The sequence below is a fragment of the Phytohabitans kaempferiae genome (genome assembly GCF_042433955.1).
Lineage (GTDB): Bacteria > Actinomycetota > Actinomycetes > Mycobacteriales > Micromonosporaceae > Phytohabitans > Phytohabitans kaempferiae.
In genome coordinates, this window is sequence record NZ_JBHLUH010000028.1 from 20,041 (window position 1) to 38,035 (window position 17,995).

Annotated in this window: 18 protein-coding genes; 9 read left to right on the forward strand and 9 right to left on the reverse strand. The window is 72.0% G+C overall.

Going from position 1 to position 17,995, the window contains the following annotated elements:
• Nucleotides 1–55 precede the first annotated feature (55 nt).
• Nucleotides 56–970, forward strand: a complete 915-nt coding sequence (rsgA, locus tag ACFFIA_RS16550) for a ribosome small subunit-dependent GTPase A (RefSeq protein ID WP_377251837.1) — start codon at nucleotides 56–58, stop codon at nucleotides 968–970.
• Here rsgA and ACFFIA_RS16555 read toward each other — a convergent pair.
• Nucleotides 955–1,491 carry a DUF2087 domain-containing protein gene (locus tag ACFFIA_RS16555; protein ID WP_377251839.1) on the reverse strand — a complete coding sequence of 179 codons (537 nt, stop codon included), beginning with the start codon at nucleotides 1,489–1,491 and terminating at the stop codon, nucleotides 955–957. The genes rsgA and ACFFIA_RS16555 overlap by 16 nt on opposite strands.
• Nucleotides 1,492–1,542: 51 nt before the next feature.
• On the opposite strand from ACFFIA_RS16555, the gene hisN reads away from it, so the two are divergent.
• The 3 genes from hisN to ACFFIA_RS16570 all read left to right on the forward strand — a co-directional run bounded on the left by hisN (nucleotide 1,543) and on the right by ACFFIA_RS16570 (nucleotide 3,798).
• Nucleotides 1,543–2,355, forward strand: a complete 813-nt coding sequence (hisN, locus tag ACFFIA_RS16560) for a histidinol-phosphatase (protein ID WP_377251841.1) — start codon at nucleotides 1,543–1,545, stop codon at nucleotides 2,353–2,355.
• Nucleotides 2,356–2,450: 95 nt separating this feature from the next.
• Nucleotides 2,451–3,320 (forward strand): hypothetical protein, encoded by an 870-nt coding sequence (locus ACFFIA_RS16565; RefSeq protein WP_377251843.1) that lies wholly within the window; start codon nucleotides 2,451–2,453, stop codon nucleotides 3,318–3,320.
• Between the two features lie 82 nt (nucleotides 3,321–3,402).
• Nucleotides 3,403–3,798 (forward strand): ATP-binding protein, encoded by a 396-nt coding sequence (locus ACFFIA_RS16570; protein ID WP_377251845.1) that lies wholly within the window; start codon nucleotides 3,403–3,405, stop codon nucleotides 3,796–3,798.
• A 341-nt stretch (nucleotides 3,799–4,139) separates the two neighbouring features.
• On the opposite strand, the gene ACFFIA_RS16575 is transcribed toward ACFFIA_RS16570, so the two are convergent.
• On the reverse strand, nucleotides 4,140–5,306 hold the full coding sequence (locus tag ACFFIA_RS16575; RefSeq protein ID WP_377251847.1) for a PP2C family protein-serine/threonine phosphatase: 1,167 nt from the start codon (nucleotides 5,304–5,306) through the stop codon (nucleotides 4,140–4,142).
• A gap of 38 nt (nucleotides 5,307–5,344) precedes the next feature.
• On the opposite strand from ACFFIA_RS16575, the gene ACFFIA_RS16580 reads away from it, so the two are divergent.
• On the forward strand, nucleotides 5,345–5,773 hold the full coding sequence (locus ACFFIA_RS16580; RefSeq protein WP_377251849.1) for an ATP-binding protein: 429 nt from the start codon (nucleotides 5,345–5,347) through the stop codon (nucleotides 5,771–5,773).
• 46 nt (nucleotides 5,774–5,819) lie between these two features.
• Here ACFFIA_RS16580 and ACFFIA_RS16585 read toward each other — a convergent pair whose 3' ends face one another.
• Entirely contained in the window at nucleotides 5,820–6,758 is a 939-nt protein-coding gene (locus tag ACFFIA_RS16585; protein WP_377251851.1) for a ribose-phosphate diphosphokinase, read from the reverse strand.
• Between the two features lie 204 nt (nucleotides 6,759–6,962).
• Between ACFFIA_RS16585 and ACFFIA_RS16590 the strand changes: the two genes are divergently transcribed.
• Complete coding sequence (locus tag ACFFIA_RS16590; RefSeq protein ID WP_377251853.1) at nucleotides 6,963–8,174, forward strand: family 16 glycosylhydrolase; 1,212 nt, start codon at nucleotides 6,963–6,965, stop codon at nucleotides 8,172–8,174.
• A 202-nt stretch (nucleotides 8,175–8,376) separates the two neighbouring features.
• Here the strand turns inward: ACFFIA_RS16590 and ACFFIA_RS16595 are convergent, their stop codons facing one another.
• On the reverse strand, nucleotides 8,377–9,207 hold the full coding sequence (locus ACFFIA_RS16595; protein ID WP_377251855.1) for a phosphoribosylaminoimidazolesuccinocarboxamide synthase: 831 nt from the start codon (nucleotides 9,205–9,207) through the stop codon (nucleotides 8,377–8,379).
• A gap of 113 nt (nucleotides 9,208–9,320) precedes the next feature.
• Here ACFFIA_RS16595 and ACFFIA_RS16600 point away from each other — a divergent pair, with 113 nt between their 5' ends.
• Nucleotides 9,321–10,088, forward strand: coding sequence for a polyprenol monophosphomannose synthase (locus tag ACFFIA_RS16600; RefSeq protein ID WP_377251857.1), 768 nt, complete (start codon nucleotides 9,321–9,323; stop codon nucleotides 10,086–10,088).
• Nucleotides 10,089–10,134: 46 nt separating this feature from the next.
• Here the strand turns inward: ACFFIA_RS16600 and ACFFIA_RS16605 are convergent, their stop codons facing one another.
• The 5 genes from ACFFIA_RS16605 to ACFFIA_RS16625 all read right to left on the reverse strand — a co-directional run bounded on the left by ACFFIA_RS16605 (nucleotide 10,135) and on the right by ACFFIA_RS16625 (nucleotide 16,216).
• The gene (locus tag ACFFIA_RS16605) at nucleotides 10,135–10,389 is read right to left on the reverse strand and encodes a hypothetical protein (protein WP_377251859.1); all 255 of its coding nucleotides are present in this window, start codon (nucleotides 10,387–10,389) and stop codon (nucleotides 10,135–10,137) included.
• Between the two features lie 193 nt (nucleotides 10,390–10,582).
• Nucleotides 10,583–13,840 (reverse strand): S8 family serine peptidase, encoded by a 3,258-nt coding sequence (locus ACFFIA_RS16610; RefSeq protein ID WP_377251861.1) that lies wholly within the window; start codon nucleotides 13,838–13,840, stop codon nucleotides 10,583–10,585.
• Nucleotides 13,841–14,001: 161 nt separating this feature from the next.
• Nucleotides 14,002–14,337 (reverse strand): GNAT family N-acetyltransferase, encoded by a 336-nt coding sequence (locus ACFFIA_RS16615; RefSeq protein WP_377251863.1) that lies wholly within the window; start codon nucleotides 14,335–14,337, stop codon nucleotides 14,002–14,004.
• 53 nt (nucleotides 14,338–14,390) lie between these two features.
• Nucleotides 14,391–15,548 (reverse strand): sensor histidine kinase, encoded by a 1,158-nt coding sequence (locus ACFFIA_RS16620; protein WP_377251891.1) that lies wholly within the window; start codon nucleotides 15,546–15,548, stop codon nucleotides 14,391–14,393.
• A gap of 11 nt (nucleotides 15,549–15,559) precedes the next feature.
• The gene (locus ACFFIA_RS16625) at nucleotides 15,560–16,216 is read right to left on the reverse strand and encodes a response regulator transcription factor (protein ID WP_377251865.1); all 657 of its coding nucleotides are present in this window, start codon (nucleotides 16,214–16,216) and stop codon (nucleotides 15,560–15,562) included.
• 133 nt (nucleotides 16,217–16,349) lie between these two features.
• Here ACFFIA_RS16625 and ACFFIA_RS16630 point away from each other — a divergent pair, with 133 nt between their 5' ends.
• The gene (locus ACFFIA_RS16630) at nucleotides 16,350–16,925 is read left to right on the forward strand and encodes a hypothetical protein (protein WP_377251867.1); all 576 of its coding nucleotides are present in this window, start codon (nucleotides 16,350–16,352) and stop codon (nucleotides 16,923–16,925) included.
• Nucleotides 16,922–17,992, forward strand: a complete 1,071-nt coding sequence (locus tag ACFFIA_RS16635; RefSeq protein ID WP_377251869.1) for an efflux RND transporter periplasmic adaptor subunit — start codon at nucleotides 16,922–16,924, stop codon at nucleotides 17,990–17,992. Before ACFFIA_RS16630 ends, ACFFIA_RS16635 begins: the two co-directional genes overlap by 4 nt.
• Nucleotides 17,993–17,995: the final 3 nt, after the last annotated feature.

Below are 17,995 nucleotides of genomic sequence, written 5' to 3' on the forward strand. Positions count from 1 at the left end.
CTCGCGCCCGCGCACCCGCACGCGCCCGAAGCACGCCGACGCGGTCGAGGGCTTCGTGGTCGCGGTCGACCGAGGGCGCTACACCTGCCAGGTCGGCGACCTGGGCGTCACCGCGATGCGGGCCCGCGAGCTGGGTCGCAAGTCGGTGGTGGTGGGCGACCGGGTCGCGCTGGTCGGCGACACCTCGGGCACACCGGGCGCGCTCGCCCGCATCGTGCGGATCGCCGAGCGCACCTCGGTGCTACGGCGCACCGCGGATGACGACGACACCACCTCCGAGGGACGACTCGAGCGAGTCGTGGTGGCCAACGCCGACCAGTTGGTGATCGTCAGCTCGCTCGCCGACCCGCCGCCGCGCACCGGCTTCATCGACCGGTGCCTCGTCGCCGCGTACGACGCCGACATCGACCCGCTGCTCTGCCTCACCAAGGCCGACCTCGCCGCGCCCGACGCCGTGCTCGGCTACTACGCCGAGCTCGACCTGCCGCACGTGCTCTGCCGGCCGGACATCGATCCCGACGACCTGCGCGCCGCGCTCACCGGCCGGGTCTCGGTGCTGGTCGGCCACTCCGGCGTGGGCAAGTCCACGCTCGTCAACCGCCTCGTGCCGGACGCCGACCGGGCGGTCGGCGCGGTCAGCGCGGTGGGCAAGGGGCGGCACACCTCGACCAGCGCCGTCGCGCTCCAGCTTCCGGCCGGCAAGCCGAGCTGGATCATCGACACCCCGGGGGTACGCAGCTTCGGCCTCGCCCACGTCTCCGCGGAGAGCCTGCTGCACGGCTTTCCCGACCTGGTGGAGGCGACGGTCGACTGCCCGCCGGGCTGCGAGCACACCGCCGGCGACCCGGAGTGCGCGCTGGACGCCTGGGTCGCGGCGGGACACGCGGACGAGCGGCGGCTCCGCTCGTACCGCCGGCTGCTGGCCTCTCGAACAGGCGAGCCGGACCCCGAAGCTCAGACCTCGACGTAGCCGCCCGTGCGCCAGTAGACGCCGTCCTCGCGCGACATCAGCCCCTCGTCGACGAGGTAGCGGCGCAGCGCGGCGTGGTCGTCGTGCCAGGCGCGGAGGACCGCGTCGACGGCCCGCTCCGGATAGCGCATGCCCGGCTCGAACGCGGCGGCGACGTGCTCGAGGATGACCCGGCGCTTGCCCCGGGCGGCCGGCATCCGCACGATCCGCCCGTCGCGGATGAAGACCCGCAGGACCGCCGCCTTAGCCCGGTCGGGGTCGAGATCCTCCTCGGCGGCCGGCGGCGGCGCGTGCTCGCGTACCGCCTCCTTGAAGACGTTGGTCTCGGCCACGATCCGCCCGCCGGCGATGGTCACGAGGCCGCCCTGCTCCAGCCGGCGGAGCGCGACGGCGACCTCGCGGGCCGCCTGACCCGTGCGCGTGGCCACCTCGGACGGGGTGGACGCCCCCAGCACCACCGCGGCGAAGGTGGTGAGCCGGTCAGGCTCGGCGAGCAATCCACACAGCGCATCCGGTCTCATAACGGGGACGCTATCGCGTGCGGGTCGCCCCGATCAGCTACGTTTCCCGCCATGGCCCGGTACGCCGACGATCTCGCCCTCGCCCACGTGCTCGCCGACACCGCGGACTCGATCTCCTCCGCGCGGTTTCGGGCGCTCGACCTCCATGTGGAGTCAAAGCCGGACCTCACGCCGGTCTCCGACGCGGACACGGCGGTGGAGCGTGCCCTGCGCGCCACGCTCGCCCGCACCCGGCCGCGGGACGCGGTGCTCGGCGAGGAGTACGGCGTGACCGAGGCGGCGGCCGGGCCGGGCACGCGGCAGTGGGTGATCGACCCGATCGACGGCACGAAGAACTTCATCCGCGGCGTACCCGTGTGGGCGACGCTGATCGCGCTGATGGAGGGCGACCAGCCGGTGGTGGGGCTGGTCTCGGCGCCGGCGCTGGGGCGGCGGTGGTGGGCGGCGACGGGGCACGGGGCGTACGCGGGACGGCACACCGCCGCCGCCACACCGATCAAGGTGTCGGGCGTGAGCCGCCTCGCCGACGCGAGCTTCTGCTACTCCGACCTCATGGGCTGGGAGGAGACCGGCCGGCTCGGCGCAATGCTCAGCATCCTCCGGCAGACATGGCGCAACCGGGCGTACGGCGACTTCTACGGCTACATGCTGCTGGCCGAAGGCGCGCTCGACGCGATGGTCGAGCCGGAGCTCTCCCTGTGGGACGTCGCCGCGCTCGTACCGATCGTGACCGAGGCGGGCGGTTCGTTCACCGATCTGGACGGGCGTCCCGGACCGGCCGGCGGCAGTGCGGTGGCCACAAATCGCAAGCTCCACGCCGACCTGCTCGAACGTCTCTCCGCCCCGGGCATCGAGGCGCTCTGACGGGCGGACCGGCGCGAGCCTTGGCCGCACGGGCTGGACGGGACCGCTAGCATCGCCGGGTGGCATCCACTGGCGGTTGGTGTTTCCTCGTCGCAATGATCTTGGCGTACGGCGTAGCCAACCTCCTCCAGTCGATGGCGGCCGCCCGCACCACGGTCCACCACACGTTCGACCCCGGGCTGCTGATCCGCCTCGCGAGCCACCGCTGCTACCTCGTCGGCCTCGCCTGCCAGGGCCTCGGTTTCCTGCTCGCCTTCCTGGCCCGGCGCGACCTGCCGCTCTTCCTCGTACAGGCGAGCGTGGCGGCCGGCCTCGGCGTGACCGCCATACTCGGCGTGCTGATCCTCAAGTGGCGCCTGCCGGCCGCCGAGGTCGCGCTGCTGGTGCTCCTCTTCGCCGGCATCGGCGCGCTCGTGCTCGCCGCCGAGCCCGCGCCCTCCCGCCGCATCGGCACGCTCGGGCTCGCCGCCCTGGTGATCGCACTCGCGCTGATCGGCGTGTTGGGCTTCTTCGCGGTCCGGCTGCACGGCGTACCTGGCTCGGTCGCGCTCGGCTCACTCGCCGGCCTGGCCTTCGCCAGCGCGGCGGTCGCGGCCCGCCCGCTCGCCGCGGTGCACTCCGCCGAGGCGCTCCTCACGCATCCGCTGCTGCACCTGCTGCTCGCGCACACGGTGGTCGGCCAACTGCTGCTCGGGCTGGCGATGCAGCGCGGCTCCACCACCGCCGCCGTCGCCGCGATGGACGCCGCTGGTGCGGTGCCCGCCGCCCTCATCGGCCTGCTCTTCCTCGGCGACCGGATCTGGCCCGGCCGGGAGTGGCTGGCGATGGTGGGCTTCCTGGTCACGCTGGCGGCGGTGATCGGCATGACCCGCTACGCCGAGCCGCAGCACCACCACCAGGTCGCCCGGGCGGCCCGCGGCCGCCCGGTGCGCCTCCCCCACGCATTACCAGCCGCCCGGCGGTAGACCACGCCATTTCCGCGAAGTCGCGGTGCGGGCGGGAGCATGGGTCGCCCGATCAGGGGTACCAAAGGGTCAGGTACCCATCATGACAACCGACGCAGCGACACCGATGCCCGACCGCTGGATCAGCCTGGAGCTTGAGCCGGAGGTCGAGGCCGCCCGGCTGGCCCGCGATCTGGTGAGCGCCGCCTGCGCCCGGTGGCATCGCGAAGACCTGGCCGAGACCGCGCACATCGCGGTGAGCGAACTGGTCAACAACGCCGTCATCCACGCGCGCACCCCGCTGAGCGTGCGCGTCACCCTGCGGCGGGACGAGCTGCTCATCGCCGTACGCGACCGGTCGCCCGAGCCGCCCCGCCCGCGAACGCCGGCCTCCAGCTCGTACGGCGGGCGCGGCCTGATGCTCCTGGAGGCGGTGTCGTCCCGGTGGGGCTGCGCCCAGTACGAGGACGGCAAGGTCGTCTGGGCCGTCCTCGGCTAGGGCGTGTTTCGTAAGGGTCGGTCGAGCCGAGGCGGAGTCCAGGCGGCGTCCGGTGGTGCCGGGCGGAAGGTCGCACACCGGTGTTGTATGTGGCCTTTCGTCCGGTGCCGCCGGTCGTCGTCTGGGCCCGCCGCAGGCCGGGCATGCCCTTATGAAACACGCCCCAGGGGCAGCCGATCGGTGCTGGTCGCCAGTCGAGGCCATCCGTCGAGGTGCAGAGCGTGCCCTCGGTCACCGAGACGAAGAACCGGCCGGTGATCGCCGACGGCGCGGTGACCGCCGGTGGGGTCTTGCCGAGCGCGGGCAGGCCAGGCAGGTCGGTGCGCGCGGTGCGGAGAACTTCAGTCGGTGGCGGCGCGGAGCGCGAGTACGCAGGTGTCGTCGTCGGGGTTGGCCGGCTGGAGTCGGGCCAGCAGCGCGTGGAGGGGCAGCTCGGCCGCGCCGGCGACGGCCCGCAGCACCGGACCGAGCCAGTCGCTGTCGTACGTACGCCGCTCGATCAGCCCGTCCGTGTAGATCAGCATGGTGTCGCCCGGCGCGAGCGGCGTGGTCGCCGTGGCGTACGTCGAGCTGCGCTGGGCGCCGACGAGCATGCCGTCCGGCCGGTCGAGCGGCGCCGCACCGGCCCGGGTGAGCAGGATGGGCGGCGGATGCCCGGCCTGTGCCCAGGTGACCGAAGACGTCTCCGGGTCGAAGCGGGCCACCGCGGCGGTCGCGGTCGGGCCGGCGGGGTCGTCACAGACCATCCAGTTGAGGTACTTGAGCAGCTGGGCCGGGTCGTCCGTGGTGACCGCGAGCGCGGAGATCGCGTGTCGGAGCCGCGCCATCGTGGCCGCCGCCGGCATTCCGTGCCCGGCCACGTCGCCGACCGCGAGGAGCGTGCGGTCTCCGGGCAGCTGCACGAGGTCGAACCAGTCGCCGCCGACCCGGGCCATCTCCTCGGCCGGCTGGTAGCGCACCGCAGCCCGCAGCCCGGGGCGGTGCACCGTGCCCGTGGGCACGGGCAGGATGACCTGCTGGAGGGCGGTCACGACCCGGTGCTCGGTCTGGAGGCTGGCCTGGAGCTCGGCCGACTCGGCCTCGATGTCGGCGAGGCGGGCCCGGTCGCGCTCGGCCGCCTCCACGGCGCTGACGTCCTGGATGATCCCGTAGACCATCCGGATCCGCCCGCCGGCGCCCCGCTCGGCCTCGAAGATGGCCCGGATGTGGCGCACGCCGCTGCGTACGATGATCCGAAACGCGACGTCGATCGTCTGCGCGTCGCCGATCAGTGCCTGGACCGCCTTGTCCACGCGCCCCAGGTCGTCCGCGTGGATGTAGTCCCGGGACTGCGACAGAGTGGCGGGACCGGCCGCCCGGTCTCGCTCGTAGATCTCGAAGAGGTGGTCGGACCAATGGACCGTATCGCTGGTCAGATCCCACTCCGCCCAGCCCAGGTTGCCCAGCCGCTCAGTGCGCGCGAGGCGGTCGAGGACCTCGGCCGTACTCTTCGCGGTGCTTTTTGGCACCCCTCGACCATCCCACACCCCGTCCGCGACCGGCGACAGTGTCACCGCTTCGGTACGGTTGGCCCATCGACACCGTCCCGCTTCTCACCGAGACGTTCGAGCGCAGCCAGGTCACCCGGCTGCGCCATGCTGTCGCGTCGTGCGTCGGCAAGGCCGGGCTGGTCGGCCAGCGCCTCGACGACTTCGTGCTGGCGGTCAACGAGCTGCTGACCAACGCGGTCCGCCACGGCGGCGGCAACGGGCGGCTCATGCTGTGGCGCCGGGGCGACGAGGTCGTGTGCGAGGTCTCCGACCACGGCGAGGGCTTCGACGACTCACGGCTCGCCAGCGGCGCCCGGCCGGCCGCTGACACGCCGGGCGGCTGGGGGCTGTGGCTGGCCGGCAAGCTGAGCGACCGCATGGAGGTGCAGACCGGGCCGAGCGGCACCACGGTCCGGATCAGCGCCGCCTTGGGGCCGGCCGCCTAGAGCCGCCCGCCCCACGGGCGCCCCCAGCGGAGGGCGCCCGCCACGCCTAGCCGAAGAGGGCGCTCACCGATTCTCCATTGTGGATGCGGCGCATCGCCTCGGCGAGCGCCGGCGCCACCGAGAGCACACGCAGCTTGGGTACGCGCTTGTCGTCCGGGATCGGCACGGTGTTCGTACAGACGATCTCCAGCACGCCCTCCTGCTCGCTGAGCCGGTGCAGCGCCCCGCCGGAGAAGAGGCCGTGCGTGCAGGCGAGGCGGATCGAGCGCACCTTCAGCTCGCGCAGGTGGTCCATCAGCTCGATCATGGTGCTGCCCTTGGCGATCTCGTCGTCGAGCACGATCACGTCGCGGTCCACCACGTCACCGATCACGGCGCTGATCTGTACGCGGTCGTCCGGGAAGCGTTGCTTGGCACCGGCCGCCACGGGCGTACCGATCATGCGGGCGAAGTGCGACGCCTCCTTGGCGTTGCCGAGGTCGGGCGAGACCACCACGGCGTCGGCGAGGTCGTACTGCCGGAAGTGGGCGGCCAGCTCGCGCAGCGCGTGCAGGTGGTCGACCGGCATGCCGAAGAAGCCGTGCACCTGCGGCGAGTGCAGCGTCACGGCGAGGACCCGGTCGGCGCCGGAGGTCTTCAGCAGGTCGGCGACGAGGCGCGCGCCGATCGAGATGCGCGGCGCGTCCTTCTTGTCCGACCGGGCGTACGCGTAGTGCGGCATCACCACGGTGATCCGACCCGCCGAGGCGCCCCGGGCGGCGTCCAGCATCAGCAGCAGCTCGACCAGGTTCTCCTGCACCGGCGGGACGAGCGGCTGGATCAGGAACACGTCGCGTTCCCGGCAGTTCGCCTCCAGCTGGACCTCGAGGCAGTCGTTGGCGAAGCGGGACACCCGCACGGGGTGCAGGGGCACGTCGAGGTGGGCGCAGATCTCCTCGGCTAGTTGGGGGTGGGCGGTTCCGCTGAAGACGGCGATGTCACGCACGCACCGGATCCTAGTGATCGACCTGGCGAGCGGATCATCAAGCTCGGGGACGACACGCGGCGCCACTCACACCATCGGACGACCCCTGGCAACTCCCTGGGAGTGCCCGGTATCGCCGCTAACGTGTCGCCAGAAAACGCTCTCTTGACATCACATTCATCGATCTGACAGGTTTGTTAACAACATCGAGGAGCGTGATGCCATATGCGGAGAGCCCTGCTGGTCCTGGCGCTCGTGGCGGCCGGCCTCGTCGTCCCGGCGACGAGTAGCCCGGCGATCGCGGCACCAGGTGCCCTAACCTGGTCGGACGAGTTCAACGGCGCGGCCGGCAGCGCGCCCGACCCCGGCAAGTGGCGCTACGACATCGGTGGCGGCGGCTGGGGCAACAACGAGATGCAGTACTACACCAACAGCACGCGCAACGCCGCGCTCGACGGCGCCGGCAACCTGGTCATCACCGCCCGCCGGGAGAACCCGGCCAACTACCAGTGCCACTACGGCACCTGCCAGTACACGTCCGCGCGGCTGCTCACCTCCGGCACGTTCACGCAGACGTACGGCCGGTTCGAGGCGCGCATGAAGCTGCCATACGGGCAGGGCATCTGGCCCGCGTTCTGGATGCTCGGCACGCCGGTCAACTGGCCCACCAGCGGCGAGATCGACATCATGGAGAACATCGGTCGCGAGCCGAACACCGTGCACGGCACGGTGCACGGGCCTGGCTACTCCGGCGCCGGCGGCATCGGCGGTGGCTACAGCGGGCCCCGCTTCGCCGACGGGTTCCACGTCTTCACCGTCGACTGGGCGCCCGACTCGATCACCTGGTACGTGGACGGCAACCAGTACTTCCGCATCACGCCCGCCTCGCTCAACGGCAACCAGTGGGTCTTCAACCATCCGTTCTTCCTGATCATGAACATCGCGGTCGGTGGCCACTGGCCCGGCTACCCGGACGGCAGCACGACCTTCCCGCAGACGCTGACCGTCGACTACGTACGGGCGTACGCGTGGAACACCGGCGGCAACCCCTCGCCCGGCGGCAACACGATCGTCGGGTACGGCAACAAGTGCGTCGACGTGGCCAGCGCGAACACCGCCAACGGCACCCCCGTGCAGCTCTGGACCTGCAACGGCACCGGCGCGCAGAGCTGGACCAACGGCGCCAACTCCTCGCTCCGCGCGCTGGGCAAGTGCATGGACGTGACCGCCGCCGGCACCGCGGACGGCACGCCGGTGCAGCTGTACGACTGCAACGGCACCGGCGCGCAGCAGTGGCGGGTCGAAGCGGACGGCGACATCGTCAACATCGGATCCAACAAGTGCCTCGACGCCCGCGGGGTCAGCTCGGCCGACGGCACCCGGCTGCAGATCTGGACCTGCACCGGCGGCGCCAACCAGAAGTGGCGCCGCCCCTGAGAGATCACTCCCGGCGGCTCACCCGCGCCGGCCCGTGGAGAGGTCGTTCTCAGGCGGCTCCCGCCCACGCCGCTTCGGCGAGGGCGGGAGCCTCGGGCGCCCCCGAGCCGCCGATCTGGCGCGAGGAGTTGAGCAGCCCGGACACCAGTCCCGAGTCTCCGCGCGCCACGCCGCTCGTGGCGAGCGTCCGAGACCGGTGGGTCTACCAGGAGCGGCCGGTCAACCGCTCGTAGACCTCGATGTACCGCTCCCGCGTGGCGGCCACGACGTCGGCCGGCACTTCGGGCGCCGGCGGCCGCTTGTCCCAGCCGGTGCTGGTCGCCCAGTCGCGTACGAACTGCTTGTCGAAGGAGAACTGGGCCCGCCCCGGCTGCCAGGAGTCGGCCGCCCAGAAGCGGGACGAGTCAGGCGTCAGCACCTCGTCGCCGAGCACGAGCGTGCCGTCCGGCGCCCAGCCCAGCTCCAGTTTGGTGTCGGCGATCACGATGCCCCGGTCGGCCGCGATCTCGGCGCCCCGCCGGTAGACCGCCAGCGTGATCCGGCGCAGCTCCTCGGCGGTCTCCGCGCCGACTTCGGCCACCACGTCGTCGTACGTGATGAACTCGTCGTGCTCGCCCACGGGCGCCTTGGTGGTCGGCGTGAAGATCGGCTCCGGCAGCCGGTCGGCCTCGACCAGCCCGGACGGCAGCGGCACGCCGGAGACCGCGCCCGACTTCTCGTACTCCTTGAGCCCCAGCCCGGTCAGGTAGCCACGGGCGATGCACTCGACCGGCACCATCCGCAGCCGGCGGCACCGGATGGCCCGGCCGGCGAACTCGGCCGGCACGTCGGTCGCCGAGATCACGTGGTGTGGCACCAGGTCGGCCAACTGCTCGAACCACCACAGCGAGAGGCGGGTCAGCACCGCGCCCTTGTCCGGTATCGGCGTGGGCAGCACGGCGTCGTAGACCGACACGCGGTCGGAGGCGACCAGGATGAGGTCGTCGCCGTCGGCGTACACGTCGCGGACCTTGCCGGAATGCAGGAGCTTCACCCCGCCACCGTAGCCACCTGCCGGGGCGCCGGTGACGACCGGGCCGGGAGCGCGAGCGCGCCCAGCCGAGCATCGGTCGGGCGTTCGACGGCGGGCAGCGATACCCTTACGCGGTGACAAACCCTGTCGAGTTGCCCTCGCCCTGGCGGGACGCCCGATTGACTGTCGTGGTGCCGACCTATAACGAGGTGGACAATGTGGCGCTGCTCGTCGAGCGGCTGCTCGCGCTGCCCATGCCGGGTCTGCACGTGCTGATCGCCGATGACAACTCCCCCGACGGCACGGGCGAGGTGGCCGACAAGCTGGGCGTGGAAAACCCCGGCAGGGTGACGGTGGTGCACCGCGCCGGCAAAGAAGGGCTCGGCCGGGCGTACGTCGACGGGATAGGGCGGGCACTCGACGCTGGCGCGGAGTTCGTGGCGCAGATGGACGCCGACCTCTCGCACCCGCCGGAGGCGCTGCCAGGGCTGCTCGGCACGCTGCTCTCCACGCGCGCGGGCGTGGTGATCGGCTCGCGATACGTGCCCGGCGGACAGCTCGACGAAAACTGGCCCCTCTACCGCCGCGCGCTGAGCGGCTGGGCCAACTTCTACGTTCACACGCTGCTCAATGTGCGGATCCGCGACCTCACCGCGGGGTTCAAGGTGTGGCGGGCCGACGTACTGCGCGACATCGGGCTCGACCGCGTGCAGTCCAACGGCTACAGCTTCCAAGTCGAGATGCACTACCTCGCGACCCAGTTCGGGCACACGATCATCGAGGTGCCGATCCGCTTCGAGGAGCGCACCAGCGGCGCCTCCAAGATGACCGCGAAGACCAAGATCGAGAGCGCCGTCATGCCGTTCCGCCTGCGGTGGAAGCACCGCGCGAAGGGCGAGTGACACCGGCGCGACGAGCGGCTCGTCGCGCGGCGACCCGCCGCCCCGCTCAGCGAGGGCCGTCGCGAGGCCCGCCGCGGCGGCTCCTGGTCAGCGCGAGCAGGCCGATCACGACGAGCGCCACCACGATCAGGCAACAGAGGCCGGCGAAGAGCCCGAAGCCGCCGAGGCGCGGACGGCGCTGGGCCGCCTCCAGCACGATCTCGTTGTCCGCCGCCCAGGCCGCAGCCGGCACGAGCACCGCCGCCACCGTGCCGACAAGCAGGGCCGCCGTGCGCGCCCACCATCGAGTCAAAAACGACATAGGGACATGGTCCCCTCTCCGGGCGCCTCAACGCCGCGTCTGGCGGATTCTTTCCAGTGCGGTGACCCACCACCCTCTACCGGCTTCGCCGGGCCGATGGCCAGCCGCCGGTCACCCCGGTACACCGGCGCCCGCGCGAATTCGGGGCGCCCCCACAGCGTGAGGACGCCCCGAATCGCTACTTACTCGGTGTTCAGCCGACCGCGCCGATCGCCACGCCGGCCCGGCCCACCACGGCGCCCTCGTCGGTCGCGATGACCGCCTCGCCGAAGAGGGTACGGCCGCCGGCCGGCACCGAGTTCGCCGTTACCGTGCCGCTGACCGTGGTCGACGCGCCGCTCGTCAGCGGCACGACCGTCGCCGGCACCGAGATGGAGCCGAGCGCCACCGCGAAGAACACGTCGCGGTAGTCGTACGCCGTGGTGCCCGCCGGCACGGCGTAACCGTCGATCTCGATCGTGTACGTGCCCGCCGGCGGGTTCAGGATCGACACCGACTCCTCGGAGTCACCGTCGGCGTTGTACTGGACCAGCGTGGAGCCCCGGTACACGAAGAGGTCGAGGTCGGCGCCTGGGTCGCTGGTGTTACCGATCTTGACGTCCAGCCGGGTCGCACCGGCCGGCACCTCCACGTCGAAGGTCTGCACCTCGCCGTCGGCGATGGTGGGCCGCTGCGCCGAGGCGCTGCCGAGCGGGCCGCCCTGCGCGGAGACGTTGATCGGGCCGAACTGGTTGGTGATCGTCCAGCTCACCGGGTTGGCCTGGCCGGCCGTCACGCTCGGCAGCTCGATCACCGGCGGCTCCACCTTGACGCCCTGGACCCGCGCGGCGATCTGGTACGGGTTGTTGAGCGCCGGCGAGGTACGCCGTGCCTCGACCTCGATCTCCCACACGCCCGGGATCGGGTTCTCGTACGACCGCTCCTGCGGCTTGCAGACGGCCGGGTCGGAGTAGTTCGTGTAGCAGTACGGGCTGCTGTTGTTCTCCTGCCGTACCCCGTGCGGGTTGAACGTGATGAACCGCGTGTGCGAGCCGGTCGCGATGCCGGAGAGGTTCACCTGAAGCGCGGCCGCGCCCGGGGGCACGGTCACGAAGTAGGACGTGGACGAGTTCCGGTCCACCGAACCGGCGGCGCTGTACGAGTGGTTCGGCTTCTTCACGTCGTTCGACGCGACCACCGTGTTCAGCACCTCGAAGTCGACGACGGACGTCGACGGGTCGTCCACGCGCAGGAGCGCACCGTGCGCGCCGATCGACGGCTTCGCCTGCACCGTGATGCTGACCGTCTTGTTCAACGGCAGCGACACGTTGCGCGGCGCGGAGAACGTGCCGTCGTTGCCGACCCAGGTGAGCTTGTGCATGACGCTCCGCGCCGGGCCGCTCGTACGGGTCAGCTTGATCTTGTACGACTTGGACTGGCCCGCCTTGTGCCCGCCGTTGGTGGAGGCGCACCGGTTGTAGATGCCGGTGCCCACGTCGGGCGTGGCGAGGAAGTCGGAAAGCTCGGTGCAGACCGGCGCCGACGAGGTGTACGTACGCGTCTCCACACCGCCGCGCAGCAACTGCCACGCGCCCGGCACGTTGACCATGCCGTTGCCCTGGGCGTACGCCGGCACGCCGTCGATCCACTTCGCCGAGCTGTAGAGCGCCCGGCGCAGGGCGGCCGGGGTGACGCCCCGGTCGGTCGCCTTCGCGGCGGAGAGCAGCAGCGCGGCCGCGCCCGCCGTCTGCGGCGCCGCCATCGAGGTGCCGTTGGACATCAGCAGGCCCGGCGGCAGCGGGTAGCCTGCCTCGGCCACCGGCCCGCCGGGCTGCCACATCGGCCCGGTGGAGATCGCGGCGCCCGGCGCGGTGATGTTCGGCTTGGTGCCGCCGTCCTCCCGCGGACCCCGCGAGGAGAAGGTGAACATGCCGTTCTTGACCCGCACCGCCGAGCCGTAGTTGGCCAGCCAGGTCTCCTTGCTGATGCTGGCCGCCACGCTGATCACGTCGGTGGTCACCGAGGGGTCGCCGACCGCGTTGACGCCCGGGCCGTCGTTGCCGGCCGAGATGACCAACTGCACGCCGTACTCGTTGATCAGTCGGTTGTAGAGCGCGGCGCGGGCGTTGTTGCCGTCGTTGAAGGCCGGCAGGCCGCCGATCGACATGTTGACCACGTCGACGCCGCGGTTGATGACCAGGTCGGCCATGCCGTCCATCAGCGCGGCGGCGGTGCAGCCGCCGCCGAATGCGCAGGCGCGGCCGGAGACGAGCTTCGCGCCGGGGGCGGCGCCGTCGAAGACCGGGTTGCCGAGCATGTCGTTGGCGGCGGTGATGCCGGCGACGTGCGAGCCGTGCGAGCTTGCCACGAGGCCGATGTTGACGAAGTCGGCGACACCGGGCAGGCCGGCCGGGGTCGTGTCGACATCCTCGCGGACCTCGACCACGAACGGCATCTGCTCGCGCACCGGGGTCGCCGGGTTGTCGGTGCCGAAGTGGCCGACGTCGAACCGCTCCTTGTACGGCCGCATCACCGGGTCGTCGGTGAAGTCGAGGTTCTGGTTGGTGTCGACCCGGACGTCGTGGGTCACCGGGTCGTACAGCACGCCGAAGAGGTCGGTGGTGTCTCCGTCGCGGTTGACGTCGCCGGCGTTGTCGCCGCCCGCGGTCGTCGCCTCGTTGAACCGGTTGATCTGGTAGGTGCCGGGCGGCGCGGTCCAGGTGCCGCCCTGGTACGAGAAGGTCGGCCCGGTCACCGTCGTGAGCATGGCGCGCCAGGTGCCGTCTCCGTCGAAGATCGGATCGGTCGCGGTGAACCAGTCGACGATCTTCCGCTCGCCCGTGGAGGTGGTCTGGAGGGCGGGGTTGTCGAGGTCTACACCGGAGTCGAGGATGCCGATCGTCACGCCGCGGCCATCCCACGTGGGGTGCTGCTGCTTGAACTTGACGGCGCCGGTCTCGTGCGTCGGCATGAAGGGGTTGGCGGCGGGCGTGTCCGGGCCGGGGCCGACGACGGTCTGCGCCTTGGCTCCCTTGGCGCCCTGCTTGCCGTCGAGGCCCGGGTCGGGCAGCGCGATCGACTCGTTCAGGTCGACCGCGGCGACGCCGGGCAGCTTCGCGGCCTTCTCCACGGAGCCGGTGGGCACGCGGGCCCGGACGTAGCCGAGCGAGTCGTACCTCCTGGCGACGTCGCCGCCCAGCTTGACGAGCTCGCTCGCGACGTCCGCCGCCTCGCCCTTCTCCGTGGCGACGATGAGCATGACGTGCTGTTCACCCTTGGCTTGCGCCTCGGCGAGCAGGTCGGCGTCGTGCGCGTCCAGAGTGTCCGCAGGGGCGCTCTTGATGCTTTCAGGCGTGTCGGTGGGGTCAGCACTGGCGGGCGAGGGAATGCCCACGAGCGTCATTCCCGCTGCCACGCCTGACGCGAGCAGCAGGGCAGCGCTTCGCCGGCCCCACGTGGGGTGTTTTCTCACGTACCGTTCCTCCGAGGTCAGGAGCCCTGTTGTGCAGGGCACGACACGCGAGATCCTTCGCTTTTTGACAATGAGTGTCACTGCCCACGAACCAGTTGTGACCTGGCCGTGACGTTACTCAGTACAAATTAGACACTCACCCTCGGTGCACTCCGGCGCGGTCATCCGGCTCCGCCCTCGTCCTCCGCGGGCAACTGGAAGCGGTCCCGCTGGTCGGCCGGCACCAGGTCCAGGTACTCCCGGTGCCGCGAGATGTAGCGCCGCACGAACGGGCAGAAGGGCAACACCGCCGCCCCCTCCGCCCGGGCCGCGTCGAGCGCGCCGCGGACGAGCACCGAGCCCAGCCCGCGCCCCTCGAACCGCTCGTCGATCTCGGTGTGCAGGAAGGAGATCGCCGTCCCGCTCCGCCGGTACGTCGCGAAACCCGCCGCCTCGCCGTCCATCAGCAACTCGAAGCGGCTCGCCTGCCTGTCCTCCACCACCGTGGCCTCACTCATGCCCCCGATTCTCCCCCCCACCGGCCCTCGGCCGCCCGGCTCTCCGACCCAGGTCACATGGTCGGGACGCCCGGGAGGGTCACGGTCACCACGAGCCCGCCGCCCTCTCGGGGACGCGCGACCGCCTCGCCGCCGTGGGCGCGGGCCACCGCCCGCACGATCGAGAGGCCCAGGCCCGCGCCGGGCGTGGCGGCGCCGAGCCGGTCGCCCTCCAGCCGATGGAACGGTTCGAAGAGGCCGGGTACCTCGTAGCGGGGCACGACCGGGCCGGTGTTGCTGACCACCAGTTCGACCCAGCCGTCCGCCCGCGTGTCGGTGGTGACGCCGACCCAGCCTTCCGCCGGCACGTTGTACCGCACCGCGTTCTCCACCAGGTTCTGCACGAGGCGCTCCAGCAGCACAGGGTTGCCGGTGGTGGGCGCCGAGCCGGCCTCGGTGAGGATCGAGACCGTGCCCTGCTTGGCCTGCTCCGCCACGTGCTCCACGATGTCCGCCAGGTCCACATAGGAGCCCTCGGTCACCTCGCGTTCGGAGCGGGCGAGTACGAGCAGGCCGTCCAGCAGCCGCTCGTGGCGGCCGTTGATCTCGAGCAGCGTCTCGCCGAGCTGCCGCACCTCCGGCGAGGCGGCCCGCCGGTGCACGGCCACCTCGAGCAGCGCGCGGTTGAGCGTGAGCGGCGTACGCAGCTCGTGCGAGGCGTTCGCCACGAAACGCCGCTGCCCGTCGAACGACCGGTCGAGCCGCTCCAGCATCACGTCGAACGTGTCGGCGAGCTGCTTCACCTCGTCGTGCGGGCCGTCCAGCGCGATCCGCTCGTGCAGCCCGCGGTCGGCGGCCGGGGCCTCGGCGATGCGACGGGCGGTGTCGGTCATCCGCTGGAGCGGCTGGAGCAGGCGGCCGGCGATCAGCCAGCCCAGCGCGGTCGCCGCCACGCCGGCCAGGACCAGCGCGATCCCACCCTGGGTGAGCAGCGCGTTGAGCGCGCTGTCCCACGTGTCCTCGACCACGCGGGACTCCAGTTGCCCGCTCCTCGGCAGCCCGGCCGCGTCCGGCGGGAGGTCCGGCCCCTGGTACGACGTGACCTTGTGGCCGGGTTCCGGGATCCGCTGGGCGGTCAGCGCGTACGTGACACCGAGCAGCAGCACGCCGGCGATCAGGAAGAGCCCGCCGTAGACGAGGGTCAGTCGGGCCCGGATGGTCAGCCGGGACAGGCGCGGGCGGCTCATGGGATGCGGTACCCCACTCCCGGTTCGGTCAGCACGATCGGCGGGTCGCCGAGCTTGCGGCGCAGCTTGAGGATCGCCATCCGGACCGCGTGCGTGAACGGGTCGGCGTGCTCGTCCCACGCCTTCTCCAGCAGGTGTTCGGCGGAGACGGCCGCCCCCTCGGCCCGCAGCAGCTCGGCCAGCACCGCGAACTCCTTGCGGGACAGCGGCACGTACCGCCCGTTCCGGTAGACCTCGCGGCGGTGCAGGTCGAGGCGGATGCCGGCGCGCTGGAGGACCGGCGGGGCGGCGGGGCGGGAGCGGCGGCCCAGCGCCACGACGCGGGCGGCCAGCTCGGGGAAGGCGAACGGCTTGGGCAGGTAGTCGTCGGCGCCGAGGCTCAGCCCGGCCACGCGGTCGTCGATCTCGGCGGAGGCGGTCAGCATGAGTACCCGCACCGGCGACTCGCCGGCCACCACCGCCCGGCACACGTCGTCGCCGTGCACGACCGGCAGGTCGCGGTCGAGCACCACCACGTCGTACTCGTTGACGTCGATCCGTTCGAGCGCGGCGGCGCCGTCGTGCACCACGTCGACCGCGTGGGCGTCGCCGCGCAGCCACTCGGCCACCGCGTCCGCGAGCAGCGGCTCGTCCTCGACCACCAGGATCCGCATATCCCCATGGTGACCCACGGTGATGTCACGCCGGCGTCACCATTCTCGGAAACGCCCCGGTGATCCCCACCTCGCTCTACTCGGTGGTGGCGGCCGGATGAGCCGGCCGCCACCACTTCAGGGAGAGACGACGATGCGGATCAGAACAGGGCTCGTGCTCGGGCTGCTGCTGGCCCTGAGCGCGGCCGGCTGCGCCGGCGAGGGAGACAGCGGCGACCAGGTGGCCACCGCGGGCGGCCGGACACCGGAGGCGACCGCCAGCGCCGAGTCGGCCGGGAAGGGCGACGACCGGGACCAGATCCTGGCGTTCTCAAGGTGCATGAGGGAGAACGGCGTACCCGAGTTCCCCGACCCGGAGACGAACGGCTCCGGCGGCTTCTCCTTGTCGCTGCCGGGGGACACCGACAAGGAGAAGGTCGACGCGGCGCAGGAGAAGTGCAAGCAGCACCTCCCCGACGGCGGCGAGCCGCCGAAGCCGGACCCCGAGCAGGTGGAGACGATGCGCGAGTACGCACGGTGCATGCGGGAGAACGGCGTGCCCAAGTTTCCCGACCCGAGCGAGGACGGCGGCTTCCAGCTCGACGGCGACCAGGTCGGCGACCCGCAGAGCCCGGCGTTCAAGGCGGCCGAGGAGAAGTGCCGCTCGATCATGCCCGGAGCGCCCGGCACCGGCCGTGGCGGGACCAGCATCCGCGGGCGGGACGCGTGAGGCGCAGGCGGCGTACCGGCCGGGTCGTGGCCGTGGCGGGGGCGGTGGTGGCCGCCGGCGCGGTGGCCGCCACCGGGTTCGGTCTCGGGCTGCCCGGCGGCGACACGCCCAGCCAGGCGAGCAGCGACCTGCCGCCGGCCACCGCCGAGGTGACCCGGCAGGCGCTGGTGGACACGCGGAGCGAGAGCGGGGAGCTGGGCTACGGCAACTCGACCTCGGTGGCCGCCCGGTCCGGCGGCACGGTGACGGGCCTGCCGGCGACGGGGGCGACGGTCAAACGGGGGCAGGCCCTCTACCGGCTGGACAACGCGCCGGTCGTGCTGCTGTACGGCACGCTGCCGGCGTACCGCACGCTCGCCGTGGGCACGGAAGGCGCCGACGTCACGCAGTTCGAGAAGAACCTGCGAGCGCTCGGATACGACGGCTTCACGGTGGACGACGAGTACTCCAGCGCCACCGCCTCGGCCGTACGCGAGTGGCAGGAGGATCTCGGGCTGCCGGAGACCGGGACGGTGGAGCTGGGCCGCGTGGTCTTCGCCCCCGGCGAGGTACGGATCGAGAGCCACGACGCCGGGGTGGGCACGCCCGTCCAGCCGGGCACGGCCGTGCTCTCCTTCACTGGTACGGCACGCGTGGTCACCGTCGAGCTCGAGGTCGCCGACCAGCGGCTGGCTCGCAAGGGCAGCGCGGTCACGCTGACCCTCCCGGACGGTGCGGAGGCGGGCGGGAAGATCACGAAAACCGACTTGGTGATCACGCCGGCCGAGGGCCAGGAGCCCGCGTCCACAGTGGTCGAGGTGACCGTGACGGTCGACGACCCGAAGGCGGTCGCCAGTATCGACCGCGCGACCGTCGACGTGGCGTTCACCGCCGGGCGGCGGGAGGACGTGCTCACCGTTCCGGTGGCCGCGCTGCTCGCGCTCGCCGAGGGCGGCTACGGCGTACAGGTGGTGGAGGGCAGCGCCACTCGCGTCGTCGCGGTGGAGACAGGCCTGTTCGCCGGTGGGCGGGTCGAGGTCTCCGGCGATGGCGTCGCCGAGGGCGTGACCGTGGGGATGCCGTCGTGACCG